The 17,582-nt window shown below is 43.3% G+C and carries 13 protein-coding genes; 5 read left to right on the forward strand and 8 right to left on the reverse strand.

Annotated features, from left to right (window positions below):
• Positions 1–56: 56 nt before the first annotated feature.
• Positions 57–1,262 carry a phosphoserine phosphatase SerB gene (gene serB / locus ACQ96U_RS14495; RefSeq protein WP_431721986.1) on the reverse strand — a complete coding sequence of 402 codons (1,206 nt, stop codon included), beginning with the start codon at positions 1,260–1,262 and terminating at the stop codon, positions 57–59.
• A gap of 319 nt (positions 1,263–1,581) precedes the next feature.
• Between serB and ACQ96U_RS14500 the strand changes: the two genes are divergently transcribed.
• The gene (locus tag ACQ96U_RS14500) at positions 1,582–2,811 is read left to right on the forward strand and encodes a hypothetical protein (RefSeq protein WP_431721987.1); all 1,230 of its coding nucleotides are present in this window, start codon (positions 1,582–1,584) and stop codon (positions 2,809–2,811) included.
• 83 nt (positions 2,812–2,894) lie between these two features.
• On the opposite strand, the gene parC is transcribed toward ACQ96U_RS14500, so the two are convergent.
• The 5 genes from parC to ACQ96U_RS14525 form a co-directional block, all read right to left on the reverse strand.
• Positions 2,895–5,153 (reverse strand): DNA topoisomerase IV subunit A, encoded by a 2,259-nt coding sequence (gene parC / locus ACQ96U_RS14505; RefSeq protein ID WP_431721988.1) that lies wholly within the window; start codon positions 5,151–5,153, stop codon positions 2,895–2,897.
• Between the two features lie 76 nt (positions 5,154–5,229).
• On the reverse strand, positions 5,230–7,116 hold the full coding sequence (parE, locus tag ACQ96U_RS14510) for a DNA topoisomerase IV subunit B (RefSeq protein WP_431721989.1): 1,887 nt from the start codon (positions 7,114–7,116) through the stop codon (positions 5,230–5,232).
• Between the two features lie 12 nt (positions 7,117–7,128).
• Entirely contained in the window at positions 7,129–7,764 is a 636-nt protein-coding gene (locus ACQ96U_RS14515) for a YqiA/YcfP family alpha/beta fold hydrolase (protein WP_431721990.1), read from the reverse strand.
• A gap of 282 nt (positions 7,765–8,046) precedes the next feature.
• Positions 8,047–8,853 (reverse strand): 3',5'-cyclic-AMP phosphodiesterase, encoded by an 807-nt coding sequence (cpdA, locus tag ACQ96U_RS14520; RefSeq protein ID WP_431721991.1) that lies wholly within the window; start codon positions 8,851–8,853, stop codon positions 8,047–8,049.
• A gap of 293 nt (positions 8,854–9,146) precedes the next feature.
• Positions 9,147–9,596 carry a DUF1249 domain-containing protein gene (locus ACQ96U_RS14525; protein WP_431721992.1) on the reverse strand — a complete coding sequence of 150 codons (450 nt, stop codon included), beginning with the start codon at positions 9,594–9,596 and terminating at the stop codon, positions 9,147–9,149.
• Between the two features lie 529 nt (positions 9,597–10,125).
• On the opposite strand from ACQ96U_RS14525, the gene ACQ96U_RS14530 reads away from it, so the two are divergent.
• The gene (locus tag ACQ96U_RS14530) at positions 10,126–11,520 is read left to right on the forward strand and encodes a TolC family outer membrane protein (RefSeq protein ID WP_431721993.1); all 1,395 of its coding nucleotides are present in this window, start codon (positions 10,126–10,128) and stop codon (positions 11,518–11,520) included.
• 142 nt (positions 11,521–11,662) lie between these two features.
• Here the strand turns inward: ACQ96U_RS14530 and waaA are convergent, their stop codons facing one another.
• Complete coding sequence (gene waaA, locus ACQ96U_RS14535) at positions 11,663–12,982, reverse strand: lipid IV(A) 3-deoxy-D-manno-octulosonic acid transferase (RefSeq protein ID WP_431721994.1); 1,320 nt, start codon at positions 12,980–12,982, stop codon at positions 11,663–11,665.
• Between the two features lie 160 nt (positions 12,983–13,142).
• Between waaA and ACQ96U_RS14540 the strand changes: the two genes are divergently transcribed.
• From ACQ96U_RS14540 to ACQ96U_RS14550, 3 genes are read left to right on the forward strand one after another with little or no spacing between them, the layout of a single operon-like run.
• Positions 13,143–14,366: an FAD-dependent oxidoreductase gene (locus ACQ96U_RS14540; protein ID WP_431721995.1), complete on the forward strand. Its 1,224-nt coding sequence runs from the start codon at positions 13,143–13,145 to the stop codon at positions 14,364–14,366.
• Positions 14,366–15,148, forward strand: coding sequence for an aldo/keto reductase (locus tag ACQ96U_RS14545; RefSeq protein WP_431721996.1), 783 nt, complete (start codon positions 14,366–14,368; stop codon positions 15,146–15,148). Before ACQ96U_RS14540 ends, ACQ96U_RS14545 begins: the two co-directional genes overlap by 1 nt.
• Complete coding sequence (locus tag ACQ96U_RS14550) at positions 15,141–16,100, forward strand: hypothetical protein (protein WP_431721997.1); 960 nt, start codon at positions 15,141–15,143, stop codon at positions 16,098–16,100. The genes ACQ96U_RS14545 and ACQ96U_RS14550 overlap by 8 nt, the downstream gene beginning before the upstream one ends.
• A gap of 34 nt (positions 16,101–16,134) precedes the next feature.
• Here ACQ96U_RS14550 and hldE read toward each other — a convergent pair whose 3' ends face one another.
• Positions 16,135–17,574 (reverse strand): bifunctional D-glycero-beta-D-manno-heptose-7-phosphate kinase/D-glycero-beta-D-manno-heptose 1-phosphate adenylyltransferase HldE, encoded by a 1,440-nt coding sequence (hldE, locus tag ACQ96U_RS14555; RefSeq protein WP_431721998.1) that lies wholly within the window; start codon positions 17,572–17,574, stop codon positions 16,135–16,137.
• Between the last annotated feature and the right edge of the window lie 8 nt (positions 17,575–17,582).

The raw sequence follows: 17,582 nt of genomic DNA on the forward strand, positions 1-17,582 counted from the left end.
TAAAACCCAACACAAGGGGGTACTTTTCTTAACAATGATAACTAAAACTTTAAAGCTCAAGGTAAATCTTGATCTCGATACCCTAGCAAATAGAGTAGAGCATCTAAGCCTAAGGTTGAGATCGATTGTTTGGCAGCGGTTTTAACCATGGGTTTAGCTCGAAAGGCAACGCCAAGTCCCGCAACACCGAGCATGGGTAAGTCATTGGCACCATCACCCACAGCAATGACTTGATCCATCACTAAATGCTCTTGAGAGGCAAGTGACTGCAGCAAAGCAGCTTTCCGCTGCCCGTCAATGACTTCACCAATCACATCCCCTGTTAGTTTGCCATCAACAATTTCCAGCTCATTGGCAAAGACATAGTCAATACCCAACTTTTGCTGAAGATAACGGGCAAAATAAGTGAATCCGCCAGAAATAATCGCCGTTTTATAACCCAATTTATGTAAAGTTGGAATAAGTTTAGCCGTACCTTCCGTTAACTGAAGTCGTTTAGCAACCTTAGCCAGTACAGATTCATCCAGACCTTTTAGCAACTTCATTCGCTTAGCAAAGCTCGCCTTAAAATCCAGCTCGCCACGCATTGCCTGCTCTGTTATTGCTGCTACTTTACCCCCAACTCCAGCCTCTTTGGCCAACTCATCAATCACCTCGGCCTGTATCAGGGTAGAGTCCATATCAAAAGCAACCAGTCTACGGCTCCTTCGATAAACACTATCTTTTTGAATAGCAAGATCAACATCCAGCTCCTGAGCAACTTGTAAACAATGGTTTCTAAGCTGCGGCAAGCTTTCAGGCAAACCTCGCAACATCAGCTCAATACATGAAACGGCAGGTGGCGTATTAACATCAACAGGCGCAGAGAGACGCTCCATACGCTCAATAGTGAGTCCATGCTCCAATGCCAATCGACTAATTGACATCAAGTAATGCGCAGTAACCTGCTTGGCAAGTAGCGTAACAATATAGCGAGGATGCTGCTTATCAATAAGCCAGCGCTGATAGTCATCCTCACTTATAGGCTCAATGTGTACATTAATGCCAAAACGATGGCCAAAATAGACAACGTCCTTAAAAAGCAACGCGGCATCAGTATTATCAGCCAAGCTTAGTAATGCTGCACAACTGAAATGTTCATGAGAAGCTGATTGCTCAATATCCAGAATTTGAGCCTGGTGGCCTGCCAGCACCTGAAAGAAATGATCTGCAATGGTTGGTTGGTATTTACCTTGCAGATTGAGTACAACAATATCTGCCACCCTATAACCCCTCTTCTGTTAATAATCAGTGAACAGGAAAGCAATATTACGGTCAGTTATATTACGCATTCACTCACAATACACCATACTTAAACACTACACATGTAGCTAATCGTATGTAGTAAGTGAAGTGTTTAAAGCATAGTTGAAAAGCAACACCTCATTAAAAAAATGCCAAATACTGTTTGGAGGGTATACTTATGCTTAAACCAAATTTAGACCTTTAATCTCTTGTAATAATGTAAAATAACCCAACTATGATTGTCTAAGTTATAAGACATTATCCTTCTTTTTTATTACCTCCACCCCTGGTATTAACGTGTTAGAACCGACGAACAACATATTTATTCAACTTTTTCGCCGACTCCGCCATTGGCAGTTGTCCATCAGAAAAAAATTTGCCATTTTATTCACGCTGATTTTAGGGGTTTTTGGTTGCTTATTTGCCTTCATTGCCCATGAAGAAATCTCGGCAGGAAATAAGCATTTAGCATATGCGTTTGGTAAAACCATCACCCACCAACTGGCCGAGAGTGCTGCAAGTCTAATCACCAGTGGTGATCAACTCAGTCTAAATGTGCTTTTAAACCAGCTTGTCTCAAACCCTTATATTTATAGTGCTGAGGTATTTAGTGTAGATAATCGCTTATTAGCCACGGTTAAAACTAAGTCAAAACTCAAAAGTCAGCCCTATCCCACTATTTTTTCAACGCCTGTTCACTACCAAAATGTCTTGGTGGGCCACATTCGAGTCCGACTCGATCAGGCTATGACGACCAAACCCGCGCGTGAGGCCATGTTTATGGTCATTCTCAGTGGTGTACTGCTATTAATCTGTGGGCTGATTCTTTTAATGCGACAAACTCACCAGCTTACTTTTCGTCTCACGCTACTGGCAAACGCATTGAACCGCAAAGATGAGCGTATTTTGCATACGTTAAGCCAATCAACACACCCAGATGAAATAGGCAGTGTTCAACGTGCATTAAATGCAATACTGCCCCCTCCTGAAGGTGAAAGTACTCAAGAACATGTTCAACAAACTGCAATTGTTGGCATTCACCTTCATAATCTCACAACGCTACAGCAATATATGATTACGGGAGACTTTCAGGATTTACTCAGTCATTTTACTGAAATATTGCAGGTTACGACTGACGAGTATGATGGCCAATTAAGTTTCACTGCAGATGGGCATGCTGTCGTACACTTTTCTGACACGCAAAGCTTTTCTGAACTTGTCGATCACAGCCTATCCTTCATCAATACACTGGAAACTAGAAAAAAAGATGCTGAGCTGGATACCCTCAAAATAGGCTGCGGTGTTGCACTTGAACTTGCAGATCAGCAGTCTCAGGAGAATGCACATCCATTACTGGCTCATAATCCCTTAGCTGTTGCTCTACAACTGGCGTCTATTGCAAAAACCAGCCCTTTAATACATAAAGACGACCTTTCATTTTGCAAACAGGTTACTTTCGAAGCAAGTCCTATTGGCCCAGAAGCTAAAATATTTAGCCTGTACCAGCCATCCCCGGAACCGGTATAACTAAATTCCCTAAACCACTACAAAAAAAAAGCAGCCAACATTGGCTGCTTTTTTCTCTTCACCACAGTATAAAATATACTGCTCTAACTTTTTGCTTCTATTTCAATTGAGTCCACTTTTTGAAAGCCCCGAGGCAACTTACTTCCTCGACGGCCTCGCTCACCATGGTAGTGCTCAATATCCGCTGGCTTGAGTGTTAACTTCCGTCTTCCTGATCTCAGTGTCAGGTTATCTCCAGGTGAAAACAACGTCATGGCCACCACAAACTCCTCTCGTTCTGCAACTCGAGGGGCAGGAATATTAATGATTTTATTACCTTTACCACGCGCCATCACGGGTAGCTCAGACAAGGGGAATACCAGCATTCGACCTTCGTTGCTAACAACTACTAGCCAGTCCTGCTCAATATCCTTTACTTCAACAGGGGTGAGCACACCCCCTCCATCAGGCAAAGTTAATACCGCCTTACCTGAACGGTTTTTGGTGACAAGCTCTTTCGTCGGAACCACAAAACCATAGCCAGCATCAGATGCCATTAAATAGTAGCTTGAGTCTTCTTCGGCTGACAAAATACCAATAAAGTCTGCACCTGAAGGCACATTTAGACGTCCAGTAAGTGGCTCTCCTTGGCCTCTGGCAGAAGGCAGGGTATGCGTTGGCAAGGTGTATGCCCTACCAGTAGAGTCTAAAAAGACAGTGGGTACATTGCTGCGTCCATGCATAGACATCAAGTACTTATCACCGGCCTTATAATTTAACGCTGTAGGATCTACTTCATGTCCTTTAGCCGTTCTGACCCAACCTTTTGCAGAAAGTACAACCGTTACTGGGTCAGAAGAAAGCATGTCTGTTTCATCCATTGCTTTTGCTTCTGCGCGACTCACAATAGGTGAACGACGATCATCACCGTACGCTTTAGCATCAGCCATTAACTCTTTTTTAATCAAGGTACGCATGCGAGCAGCTGAACCTAAGGTTTTTTCCAGTTTATCTCGCTCTTTAGCTAAGTCATCTTGCTCGCCACGAATTTTCATCTCTTCCAGCTTAGCTAAATGTCTTAATTTCAAGTCTAAAATAGCTTCAGCCTGCTCAGAGGATAAATCAAAACGCTCCATTAATACGGGCTTAGGCTGGTCTTCTGTACGAATAATTTCGATGACTTCATCAATATTCAAGAAAGCAATTAATAACCCTTCCAGAATATGTAGACGTTTAACGACTTTATCCAAACGATACTGCAAACGACGACGAACAGTCTCTGTACGATATGTCAGCCATTCAGATAATATTTCATTAATTGGCTTAACATGTGGACGGCCATCTAACCCAACCATATTTAAATTAATACGGTATGATCTTTCTAAATCAGTCGTTGCAAATAAATGCGCCATTAAACGCTCAACATCCACCCGATTGGATTTAGGTACAATCAACAGTCGCGTTGGGTTTTCATGATCAGACTCATCCCGTAAGTCCGATACCATGGGTAATTTTTTACTTTGAATTTGTGCAGCAATCTGTTCGAGAATCTTTGCTCCCGATACCTGATGAGGTAACGCGGTTATGACTATGTCACCATTTTCCTTATGGTAAACCGCTCTCATTTTTAATGAACCACGACCTGTCTTATAGACTTTAATGATTTCATTCTGTGGCGTGATAATTTCCGCATCAGTAGGAAAGTCCGGCGCTGGAATAAACTTACACACATCTTCCACTGTCGCATTTGAGTGATCCAACAGATGGATACAAGCATCAACAACTTCACGCAAGTTATGGGGAGGAATATCCGTCGCCATCCCTACCGCTATACCCGTACTGCCGTTTAATAACACATTGGGTACACGGGCTGGTAAGCAGGAAGGTTCTGACATTGTGCCATCAAAGTTAGGCACCCAATCAGCAGTTCCTTGTCCCAACTCACCCAACAATACTTCAGCATAATTTGCTAACTTGGCCTCGGTATAACGCATTGCCGCAAATGACTTTGGATCATCAGGTGATCCCCAGTTACCTTGGCCGGAGACTAATGGATAGCGATAAGAAAAAGGCTGAGCCATTAACACCATGGCTTCATAGCAGGCAGAGTCTCCATGAGGGTGATATTTACCAAGTACATCACCGACTGTACGTGCAGACTTTTTAAATTTTGCCGTTGCTTTTAGGCCAAGCTCACTCATCGCATACACAATACGGCGCTGAACAGGTTTTAACCCATCACTAATATGCGGCAGCGCTCGATCTAAAATGACGTACATGGAGTAGTTCAGGTAGGCATTCTCGGTATAAGAATGCAACGACTGACGTTCTACACCATCATCGCCAATCACAATATTTTCCATAGCAACCAACTCACTTAAACTTTGCTAGTGCTTATATACCCTGACTGGTACAGGGTATATCAACTAAAGAAGCAGACTAATTTACTTCAGCTTGATTACCTACTAATTCCAACCAAGCTTTACGATCAGCAGCTCGTTTTTTGGCAAGTAACATATCTAATGTTTCGAAGGCTGCTTCCGCATCATCTAATGTTAATTGAACTAACCGTCGAGTATCGACGGACATTGTCGTTTCTCTTAGCTGTAAAGGGTTCATCTCACCAAGCCCCTTAAAGCGCTGCACATTGATTTTGCCTTTTTTCTTCTCTGCCTCAATGCGATCAAGAATGCCCTGTTTTTCAGCATCATCCAGTGCATAGTAAACATCTTTACCCACATCAATTCGGTAAAGAGGTGGCATAGCAACGTACACATGCCCAGCTTCGACCAGTGCTCTAAAGTGGCGAACAAAGAGTGCGCAAAGCAATGTAGCGATATGTAAACCATCAGAGTCCGCATCCGCTAGAATGCAGACTTTGCCATAGCGCAACCCAGAAATATCTTCTGTACCAGGATCAACACCCAAGGCCACAGCAATATCGTGAATTTCCTGAGAAGAAAGCACATCGCCCGAATCCACTTCCCAGCTGTTTAGAATCTTGCCTCGAAGCGGCATGATGGCTTGAAACTCTCGATCCCGCGCTTGCTTAGCAGACCCTCCTGCAGAATCCCCTTCAACTAAAAATAACTCGCTATAAGCAGGATCCTGGCTTGAGCAATCCGCCAGCTTGCCAGGCAACGCAGGACCAGCCGTGACTTTCTTCCGGGCAACTTTTTTAGATGCCTTCAACCGCTGCTGAGCATTACTGATACAAAGTTCTGCAAGCTGTTCTGCTTGTGCTGTATGTTGGTTCAACCACAAGCTAAACGCATCTTTAACAACACCAGAAACAAAAGTTGCACACTCTCGAGATGACAAGCGCTCTTTCGTTTGTCCCGAAAACTGGGGATCTGCCAGCTTTACGGATAGTACATAACAGCAGCGATCCCAGATGTCATCGGGTGCTAATTTTACCCCTCGGGGCAATAAGTTCCGAAACTCACAAAACTCGCGCATGGCTTCCAAAAGCCCAGTCCGCAAGCCATTAACGTGGGTTCCACCTTGTGCAGTGGGAATCAGGTTAACATAGCTCTCCGCTATTTGTTCTCCCCCCTCTGGCAACCACTGAACAGCCCAATCAGCCGCTTCAGTCTTGCCAGCCATTGAGCCTACAAATGGATCAGGAGGTAATGTCTCTGCATCTTTAGTGGTCGCAATAAGATAGTCTTTTAACCCATCTTCGTAGTACCAGCTCACCGTTTCATTAGTAGTGAGATCTTCAAACTCCACATGAAGACCTGGGCACAACACAGCCTTAGCACGCAACACATGATGTAATCGTGCTACTGAAAATTTTGATGAGTCAAAATACTTAGCATCAGGTAAAAAACGCACCGTTGTCCCTGTATCCCGCTTTTTACATGTGCCAACTGTTTGCAAGTCTTGAGCTTTATCACCCTTCAAAAAGCCCATACGATAGATTTGACCACCACGCTTAATGGTGACTTCCAAATGGCTAGAAAGTGCGTTTACAACTGACACCCCGACACCATGCAATCCACCCGAAAACTGATAGTTTTTATTTGAAAACTTACCACCCGCATGAAGACGCGTGAGAATTAACTCAACACCTGAAATACCTTCTTCTGGGTGAATATCGACAGGCATCCCACGCCCATTATCAGAAACCTCCAAGGAGTGATCTGGGTGTAAGGTAACTTTTACATGGGTTGCATGCCCTGCTAAAGCCTCATCCACACTGTTATCAATCACCTCTTGGGCGAGATGGTTCGGACGAGTTGTATCCGTGTACATACCAGGCCGCTTGCGAACTGGATCAAGACCACTTAATACTTCAATGGATTCAGCGTTATATGTACTCATAATTAATCTGTACTAGCCCCTGTTATGATCGACAGGTGGTAACACCCCGAAAAAGTTGTAGATTTTCTCAAGATGTTGCTCAAAATAGTCAAAGTGGTGGCTACCACCTGGCTCAATAACCTGTGGTGAGCTTTTAAAAAAATCGACTGCTTGACGATAATCTAATACGTCATCTGCTGTTTGTACCATCAGCAAACAGTCCTCTGGACGACTCAAGTGACTAACCTTAAGTGCTTTTAGTTCAGTAATGTGTTGCTCTGTAAGGGTGAACCTTTCCCCTGTATATGGGTTAACATTGTTTCCCAAATAATTACATAGCAATTCATAAGGCTTTATTGCAGGGTTAATCGCAACTAATTTTACGCAACCCAACCCAGTTTTTTTAGCAAGTAAGCGCTCTCGTAGCCAAACACCATAATAACCACCTAATGAACTGCCGATCAAATATACATCAGAAGCTACACTCTTCGTAGCAAGTAGTTCCCACAAAAATTCTGCTGCTTGTGTCGGGTAGCACGGTAGTTGAGGCACAATATACTGATATTTAAAGCACTGTTGTGCCAAAGATTCCATCAGGAGCTGTGCTTTTTTTGAAGAAGGTGCACTCAAAAAGCCATGAATATAAATGATTAAAGGTTTACTGTGCATATCTTACCTTGAGTCACGCGTGTAGCCCTAGCTATACCAGCAGCACGCCAATAAGGACAAGTATAATGCTAGCGCTAAGCTGTACTTGCCTGAATAGCATACATACCTGGTCTGACTGAGCTAAATATTAGGTTAAATCATGGGAGAATGATGATGGACTAACAGCGCTAGGTTGTATACAAACACAACAGTTAGCGTTTTTACACGATATTAAATTCAATTGTTTATTTTGAGGAAAGAAACTGTCAACTTGATGCTTGGTTAACCTAGTTGAAAAGTAAACTAGTAACCTTTCACACTGTAATCAATTTCAAAGTCTATGTGAGTAACTCTCTCAACAAGTGTGTCTATTTCTCCATCATCTCTCAAGTGAAAAACACGATAACCAGGCGCACTGACATCCGCCTGAAAAGTCTCACTACCAGGTGAAAACTGCACACAAGTCGATGGCGAGGCTAGGACTCTAATACCATTATGAACTTGATCATACTCTTGGTGGATATGCCCACAAGCAATAGCGCGAACACTACTATATTGAGCAAGGGTTTCAAAAAATACTTCTGAATTACGTAAACCGATTTGATCAATCCAGGCACTGTTGACTGGTATCGGGTGATGATGGAGACAAATGAGTACATTTGGCTTTTCAGCATTTTTGAGTGAATTATTTAAAAAATTCAGCTCAGCTTGACTCAACTGTCCAAATACTTTGCCTGGAACACTTGAGTTCAGCATAATGATTTGCCAGTTTCCGATGGTAATTTTTTTATACAAATTTGTTTTACCAGCAAATAACTGAGCCATCACTCGATATTCATCATGGTTTCCTGGCAACCAATAAGAGGCTACACCCATTCCATTAACCAGCCGAGCAAACTCTTTATAAGATCGCGCAGAACCATCCTGAGAGATGTCGCCTGTCGCTAATATCAAATCAACACTATCAATATTATGCTGAATTTTTTTAATAACCTCTTTGAGGCTATCTTGGGTATTCATACCCAATAAACGACCATCAGCCGCTTGAAAGAGGTGACTATCCGTAATCTGAATAATGGTAACTGTATTATTAGAATTGTCGGCAGACAACGTCTGACTCCTGCAATCGAGTGAAAAGCTGACCAACGATTTTAATTCACTTAAAACTCACGCAAGCGTAAGTTTTAATACAACAGTCAAAAGCAAGCACTCAATAAAATTATTTACAAAAATCAAAATAATTCTTCTTAACCTGTCTGGTACCGCGAACTTGCTTTGTTCTGCTGACTCCTAATGTATCCACGATTGATCTGTTTACAATCAATTTATCTACTATAGCAATCTTGTTTCCATCCCCAACTTAAGATCGCACATAATCAAACACAGTTCACATAAAAACTGCCTCACTGTGAAGGTATGCTAACCATATCAAGATCATAACCATGCTCCAAGCAGTTTACCAGGCACTCGGATAGCAGGCGATTATGCTGTGCTTTTTCGTCAGGTTGAAGCATTTGAGGATTTGGATAAGGGTATTTAGGTGCGGTATTACGCTGTTTTTGAATACTGATTACTTCAGCCATGCTCACATCATGGTAAAGTCGAACCTGAAAAAGCGGGAGCACCAACCACGAGCCAGATCCTTGCTCATAATTCATACTTAAAACAGTAGTATATTTACAACGTTCAACCACCGTAAATGTCACCATGAACTGTCGGCTTCCCACTCGTACAGCCATATGAGCCTGTTCCTTTTCTGCCAAGTCTGGCAACAGCTTAAGTATGCGAGCATAATTTGTTTCACACTGTGCTTGTAGCTCAACAAGATCAACTTTGTATTCAGCTTTACCCATGTTCTGCTCACTACTTTGTAATAACTTAAAACTTGACAAAAAAAACGCTTTATACTTGGTAATTTCCTGATTATTAAGGCTTTTAATCTCAACATTTGCTATGAAAAGCATAACATTGAAGCCCAGTTTAGGGAAATAAACACCCGTAATAACAACTCTCCCTGCTTCATCTTATTCTATCACTCAACGCTCTCCAGAAAGCACTTTATAAGACCTTTGGTTAATAGGGTCTTTACTGCATAGGCACTAAGCTTACGCCCCTAACCATTTTTTTAAGAACGAAGAGTTACTAATATTTAATATGACTTAATACTCAAGCATAAAGCCATCAAGTAACGCCATTATCCATTCCCATTTTCTAAAGTTTGTTACTCTTTGTTATTACACATCAATATTTGATAATCTTCTCTTATTGAATATTGTTTGGCGCAATAATTAACAACTTAAGTACAGTTTTTTGTTATAACAGCACACTCGTTCTTGCCAACCGATCTGACGAGAACCCCAAAAGCTCAGGAATCTTTTTATTATGAAAAAGCGACGTTCACCCAAATGGTTTCTGGTGACAGCATTAGTCCTCGTCCCCCTGTCCTCTGTTGCAGAAGAGCCTCTTAATTTAATGGAGGTTTATCAACTCGCACTGGAAAATGATGCTGAGTTTGCTGCAGCCAAAGCCGCACTAAAAGCAGGTGAAGAGCTGGATGATCAGGGCAGATCTCAGCTTTTGCCGCAGATTTCAGCCAGTACCAATACACAGAAAATAAAGCAACACCAATTAGATGCCAATGATTTAGCCTCTACTAATCGGACCAGTAGTTATAACTCACATGGTTGGTCTGCCACCCTGCAACAACCTCTGTTTGATTTAAGTAAATGGTTTAGTTACACACGCTCTAAAGTTTTAACAGAGCAAGCCCAACACCAATTTCAGCTTGAATTACAAAAACTTATCTTACGTGTATCAGAAGCTTATTTTGATGTTTTACGGGCACAAGATACGTTAGCCACAGCTAAGGCTAAAGAAGCTGCCTTCAAACGCCAATATGATCAAGCTGAGCAACGCTTCGAAGTGGGGCTTGTGGCAAAAACTGATGTCTTAGAAGCCAAAGCAAGTTATGACACTGCACGCGTTGATCGGATAGTGGCCGAAAATGATGTTGATGTCAGTCTGGAAAAACTTAGGACCATTACCGGTAATTACATATCGTCAATTGGCAAGCTTGATAAGCAAATGCCTGTCAAAACCCCTATCCCAAACCGCCGGAAGGACTGGGTTGACAATGCAATGACGCAGAACCTGGATATAAAAGTTGCACGAGACTCCGTTCGAGCAGCAGAAGAGCAGTTAAGACAAAATAAATCAGGCCATGCGCCAACGGTTAATGCTATTGCACAGTATGATCACACCGCAGGTGCTTCAAGTAGCACTTCAATTGATGATTATTCTGGCAAATCGAATACCACTGTGTACAAGCTCCAAGTAGATCTACCCATTTTCTCTGGTGGCTTAACCAGCTCTCAAGTTAGAGAGTCCACACATAAACTGACACAAGCTCAAAAACAAGAGGAGTTTGCTCAGCGCAGTGCCTTCCAGGATACACGTAACCTCTTCAACACCATTGTTGCCGATGTACAGAAAGTTGATGCACGCTGGCAAAGCACTATTTCTTCTACAAGTGCGCTTGAGGCCACAGAAAGTGGATATGAGGTCGGTACACGGAATATCATTGACGTGTTGCAAGCACAACAAGTTCTCTATAACTCACAACGAGACTACCTCAATGCTCGTTACGACTATATTATTAACTCTTTGCGCTTAAGAAGAGCCTCTGGAACCTTAGATGAACGTGACTTAAAAACGCTGAATAACTGGATTACAAAAAAGCAAAATACTGAACTACTCCCACCACTAAACTATCGATAACAATCCATATAAGTGTTTTACTGCATACTCAAGCCTAGATGTTTCAATACAGGTGAAACTTCTTAGGCTTGAATTTGCCCTTTGTTTATTAACGTTAAAAGAAGTTACTTTTCTGGTTCACTTTATTTTAACTTAACTTGAGTTACTCCTTGAAATGGGAGTTTATAGTGGCACCTCGTTCCAAACCAATGACTGCTGCAATGTGGACAAGTAGCCGGTCAACCGCACCTCTGTGCTGAGAAACCAATTGCAATCCATTCTGCCCTACTGCTTCTGCTTGAGCTGGAGACTTTAATAGCTTTTCAACTGCCATAGCTAAGGCTTCTGCATCATTAACCCATTGTAATCCACCACTTTCAGTCAGCAGCTTACTGATCTCCATAAAATTAAAAACATGAGGCCCTGTCAGAACAGGTTTACCAAGCGCTGATGCCTCCAGCATATTATGGCCGCCATGAGGCACTAAACTACCTCCAATAAAAGCCACATCACATGCAGCAAAGAAAATCAGTAGCTCACCCATAGTATCACCTAAGATAACTTGAGTTTGCTCATTCGGTAATTGTTGGCTGGTACGACGAATATAGTTGACGCCATTCTGCTCAAGTAATGCTGCCACTTGGTTAAAGCGCTCAGGGTGCCTCGGCACGAGTATCAGTAGTGAATCTGGATGTGACTTCAGCAGCTGTTGGTGAGCAGCTAATACAAGTTCGTCCTCGCCAGGATGTGTACTTGCAGCTACCCAAACCGTTTGTTTCTTACTTTGTTCTAACCATTGCAGCCTCAAGCCCTGCCCTGTAGTAACTTGTGCATGATCTGGTTGAAGATCAAACTTAATGCTTCCAGTCACTGAGACCTTATCCGACTCAACTCCTAAATCTTTAAACCTGTTAGCAGATGCTTGGTCCTGAGCCGCGACAAGAGATAGCTGACTCAACATAGGTTCTACTAGTGACCTGAACTTCCCATAACCATTGGCTGATTTTTGAGAAAGGCGGGCGTTTGCTAATATCACAGGGATTTCTTGAGCGTCGCAAGCTGCAATGATGTTTGGCCAAAGCTCTGTCTCCATCATAATCGCTAACTCTGGCTGAATTTTTGTTAAAAAACGCTGCACCGCTCCTGGTAAGTCATAAGGAGCGTAGACATGAAACACCTGATCCCCTAACTTACTTTTTACCTGTGCCGATCCCGTAGGGGTCATTGTCGTCACTACCAACTGATGTTGGGGGTAGCATTCTTTTAGTTTATTTATCAGTGGAATCGCAGCAATGGTTTCACCAACGGAAACGGAGTGCACCCAAATTGCCGGCCGACTTAAATCTCGGGAAGCAAAACGACCAAAACGCTCTCCCCAACGTTTCGCATAGTCAGGGGCTTTAATCGCTCGATAGCTAAGCCTCAACAGCACAAATGGCATTAGGCTATAAAATAACAACGTATAAAACAGGCGTGAAAGCAATGACTTCTCCCAACCAACGATGAATCAAACCAAGTTACGATGATTAATGATGAATACAGCACAGCATACTAACTCATCAACCCTGCAGAGAGATGACCAATTCAGCTTGCTGGCGTATACTCCCAGATTCCTTATTGGTTGAGCAAGCAGTTAGATGCATATGCAGCAAGTACGTATAGAAACTGATGTAATTGTGATAGGCGGAGGTATTGCAGGCCTTTGGTTAACCAGTGCCCTGCGACAGCATGGACTCCAAACCCTGTTACTTGAAGAACACCAACTTGGAGGCATTCAAACCTCTCGATCGCAAGGCATCATCCATGGTGGCACCAAGTATGCCCTGTCAGGCAACTTAACCAAAGCTTCAGAATGTATTGCTGGCATGCCAGACCGCTGGCGCAAGTGTCTTGATGGTGTTGGTGAGTTTGATCTCAGCCAAGTTAAAGTGCTCTCCCCCCATCACTACCTCTGGTCTACTGCTGGAATTGGATCAAAACTCACCACATTTTTTGCCAGCAAAGCCTTAAGAGGGCGTGTCACTCCACTAAAGCCTGACAGTATTCCTCAAGTTTTTAAACACCCTCAATTCAAAGGCAGTGTTTATCAACTTAATGAGTTAGTGTTGGATATACCTAGCTTAGTTGATGAACTAGTAAAGCCAATAAGACAACAAGCCATTAAGGTTGACTGGAAAAACTCAACCCAGCTGCTAACCAATGATCAGCACGAAATAACGGGTATAAAGCTTCAATATCAAGATGTTGAGTACCTTTTCACTGCAAAACGATATGTCTTCACCGCTGGAGAAGGTACAGCTTCACTCATGAACAAGTGGGGGATCAATGAGCCTAAGCAGCAAACACGTCCACTCCATATGGTAATGGTTAAACATAGCCACCCTGATCCTCTGTATGCCCACTGTATTGGTACCAGTACTGTACCTAGACTTACAGTATCCAGTCATCCAACAGCAGAAGGTGATTGGGTTTGGTATTTAGGTGGTGAAATCGCAGAGACAGGGGTAAAACGCTCTGCAAGCGAACAGATTGAAATTGCTCAGAAAGAACTGAAGAAGTTACTCCCGTGGATCGATTTTTCCAGCGCTCAATGGGCAACCTTACATGTCAACCGTGCAGAGCCTAAGCAGCTTTCCTATATTCGTCCAGATGCGGCTTACTGCAAACCTATGCACAATGGCATTATCTGTTGGCCAACTAAGCTTGCATTAGCACCCAACCTTGCTGATGAAGTCATCAATCTATTGCAACTTGATGCGATTACTCCAAGTACGCAGCCAGCTACTGACCAAAGTAATACCCAAGATTTACCAAGTAACCTGCCACTGGCACCCATCGCTCCACCATTTTGGGAGGACTTTTTCTAATGCTACGCCGACAAGTGGCTAGTACTGATTTGTGGGTTTCAGCCTTAGGACTAGGTACCGTTAAGCTGGGTCGAAACCAAGGGGTTAAATACCCCAAACCGTTTTCAATCCCAGATGATAAAGCTGTATTAAATTTACTATCTCACGCAAGAGAGCTTGGTATTAACTTGATTGATACAGCCCCCGCTTATGGTGCTAGCGAAGAGCGTTTAGGCTCACTCTTACCAAAAGTTAAAAATGACTGGCTCATCTGTACAAAAGTGGGTGAGTCATTTGAACAAGGCCAGTCCTCTTTTGACTTTACTCCAGAAGCTGCACAGCTAAGCATTGAGCAAAGTTGCCGACGCCTCAACGTAGACTGTTTGGATATGGTGCTCGTGCACTCAGATGGTAATGACGAGCAGATTATCCAGCACTTTGGTATCCTGGATTACTTAAGTGATCTCAAAAAAACTGGAAAAATACGTGCCTTTGGTATGTCTACCAAAACCGTTGAGGGTGGTATCTTAGCCGCAAGCCAATCGGATATTGTCATGGCAACCTATAACCTGACAGATCAAACAGAGCAACCTGTTCTTGATTACGCAGCCGCTAATCGTAAAGCCATCTTTGTCAAAAAAGCGTTAGGTAGCGGCCATATTTGCCTAGAGGATGGCGACCCAGTTAAAAAGAGTATGGCGTTCATCTTTGCCCACCCAGCGGTTACAAGCACTATTGTGGGAACCATTACCCCAGCCCACTTGGCTCATAATGCCGCTTGTATTTCAGAGGTCCTTGATTAATTTAAATATGCTTGCTTCTGGTACTTTGCTGCACACATACAGCAGTAGTCTTTTTTCAACATATCGCCAAAGTCTCTGGCTAATTAAGCGCCTTGATTCAAGCTACCAAGCTCATTTCCAAAGCTGGGGGGGAGCATTATCTTTTACTCAGTTGCAGCAACTAAGGGCTTCAGCAAGCAGATCAACGTTTAAACCCGCCAATTGCTCCAGTAATGTGGCCTGCATCCTACTTAATAACCTTGGGGTTTCAGCACATATTACTGTGCGCTTGCAGGGCTGTCGCTGGCTGCTACTAGTCCCTCAGATCCGACCAGATTTTGGCGATACTGTACTCAAGCTCCCTTCAGGCTACGTACCCTCAGAGTCATTATCTTCACCACAAAATACTGTATTACAAGAAGTTGCCGAAGAGTTGCTATGGCTAACACCTGATAGAAGGCAGTGCCTGGTCACAAGCTTTGACCAAAAGCCCCTCCCTCGTGTTTACCCATCAGTCCCCCTCCACTCACAATCTCAAACAACAATCATGCTTTCACAGGCACAACGCCCCCATCACAGAATAGCGACATATTACAAAAATCAACTAAAGGGAGAGCAGTGCCATCTTTATCTGCATCAATCCACACAATCTGCTCAGCTAGTAAGCTACTTTGAGCTTAAACTTCTTTCTGACTTTATTCAGAAGGAAAAGCTATCACTCTTCCATTGTGAAGATGTCTGGAATGATCAGTCACAACATGTTGAAGTTAGATTTAATGAGAATGCATTGGTGATTTGGGCAGAAATTAATGAGAGTGACCAACTAACAGGCAAAGTAGCCACCTTACACAGTGGCCAACTCATACCTATAATTGATACTAAAAGACTTTACCTGTCAGAGTATTTTTGCGATAGCCAAGGTATTTGGGTAAATAGCAATAACAGACCTTTTCAGAAAGGAACTAATGCTTAGCAAGCTCAAAGCAGTATGCACCAAACAAAGTCCGTTATTCATTACTTAGCTTAGGTGCTTTAATTTTGTTCACTATCGCAGTTGTTGAGCAGTCATCTAAGAAATCCAATACGGCCACTTGGCCACCATAACTTTGCACAATGTTTCCACCAACGACTTCATCAACAGTATAATCCCCACCTTTTACCAGAACATCAGGCTTTAGTTTTTGCAGTAGGGATTCAGGAGTATCTTCATTAAAGCTCACAACCCAATCCACCGCCGCCAACCCAGCCAATACCGTCATACGTCGATCAACGGGGTTAACAGGTCGTCCTTCACCTTTGAGACGGCGCACTGAAGCATCATCATTAATCGCCACGACAAGCCTGTCACCCAGTGCACGTGCTTGCTCTAAATAGCCCACATGGCCTGCATGTAAAATATCAAAACAGCCATTAGTGAAGACAACTTTTTCACCTTGCGCTCTTGCCTCTTCCACTGTGCTTAAGAGCTGATCCGCTGTCATTACACCTTTCTCAAGATCTGGCTCACCTTGAAGTGCACGACGCAACTCAGGAGCACTTACTGTTGCAGTTCCCAGCTTGCCTACAACAATACCTGCAGCCAGGTTAGCTAGTGCAACTGACTCAGGAAGTGACAAACCTGCACCCAAAGCTGAAGCAAGAACTGCAATGACCGTATCACCAGCCCCCGTCACATCAAAGACCTCTTTCGCTTGTGCAGGTAAATGTAATGGGATACCCGAAGGCCGTAATAGAGTCATGCCGTGCTCACTTCGGGTGACTAATAGTGCTTCCAGCTCAAGTTCTGCTAACAACTCCATCCCTTTTTTCGTGAGCGTGGCTTCATCAGGACAAGCCCCAACAACTGCTTCAAACTCTGATAAATTAGGAGTGATTAACGTGGCCCCTCGATACTTAGCAAAATGGGTTCCTTTGGGATCCACTAGAACAGGTTTTCCAGCAGCCTTTGCGGCTCGAATCAATCGCTGAGGATTCGTTAAAGCACCTTTACCATAGTCAGAAATCACCACTACATCGACACTTTGTAAAGGGCTACTAAACCGCTCAGTCAAACCCTCTTCATCAAGGGACTGAAAGGCCTCTTCAAAGTCAAGACGTATTAGCTGCTGATGCCGACTGATAATTCTGAGCTTGGTTATTGTTGGCTCGTCCTTAACCTGCTGGAAACTACACCATACTCCAGCAGCCTCTAGACAAGTTTGTAACACATGACTCGCTTCATCTTCCCCTGTTACACCCACTAGATAGGCAGGTGCACCCAAAGCAGCAATATTCAATGCCACATTGCCCGCACCTCCTGGCCGGTCTTCTTTTTCACCCACCCTGACCACAGGAACTGGAGCTTCAGGTGAAATTCGAGAGGTAGCGCCATGCCAATACCGATCCAACATGACATCGCCAACAACAAGCACGCTACTGCGATCAAAACGAGGCATAGTCAACTTCATTAGTTAAA

This window comes from Zooshikella sp. RANM57 (assembly GCF_050749885.1).
Lineage (GTDB): Bacteria > Pseudomonadota > Gammaproteobacteria > Pseudomonadales > Zooshikellaceae > Zooshikella.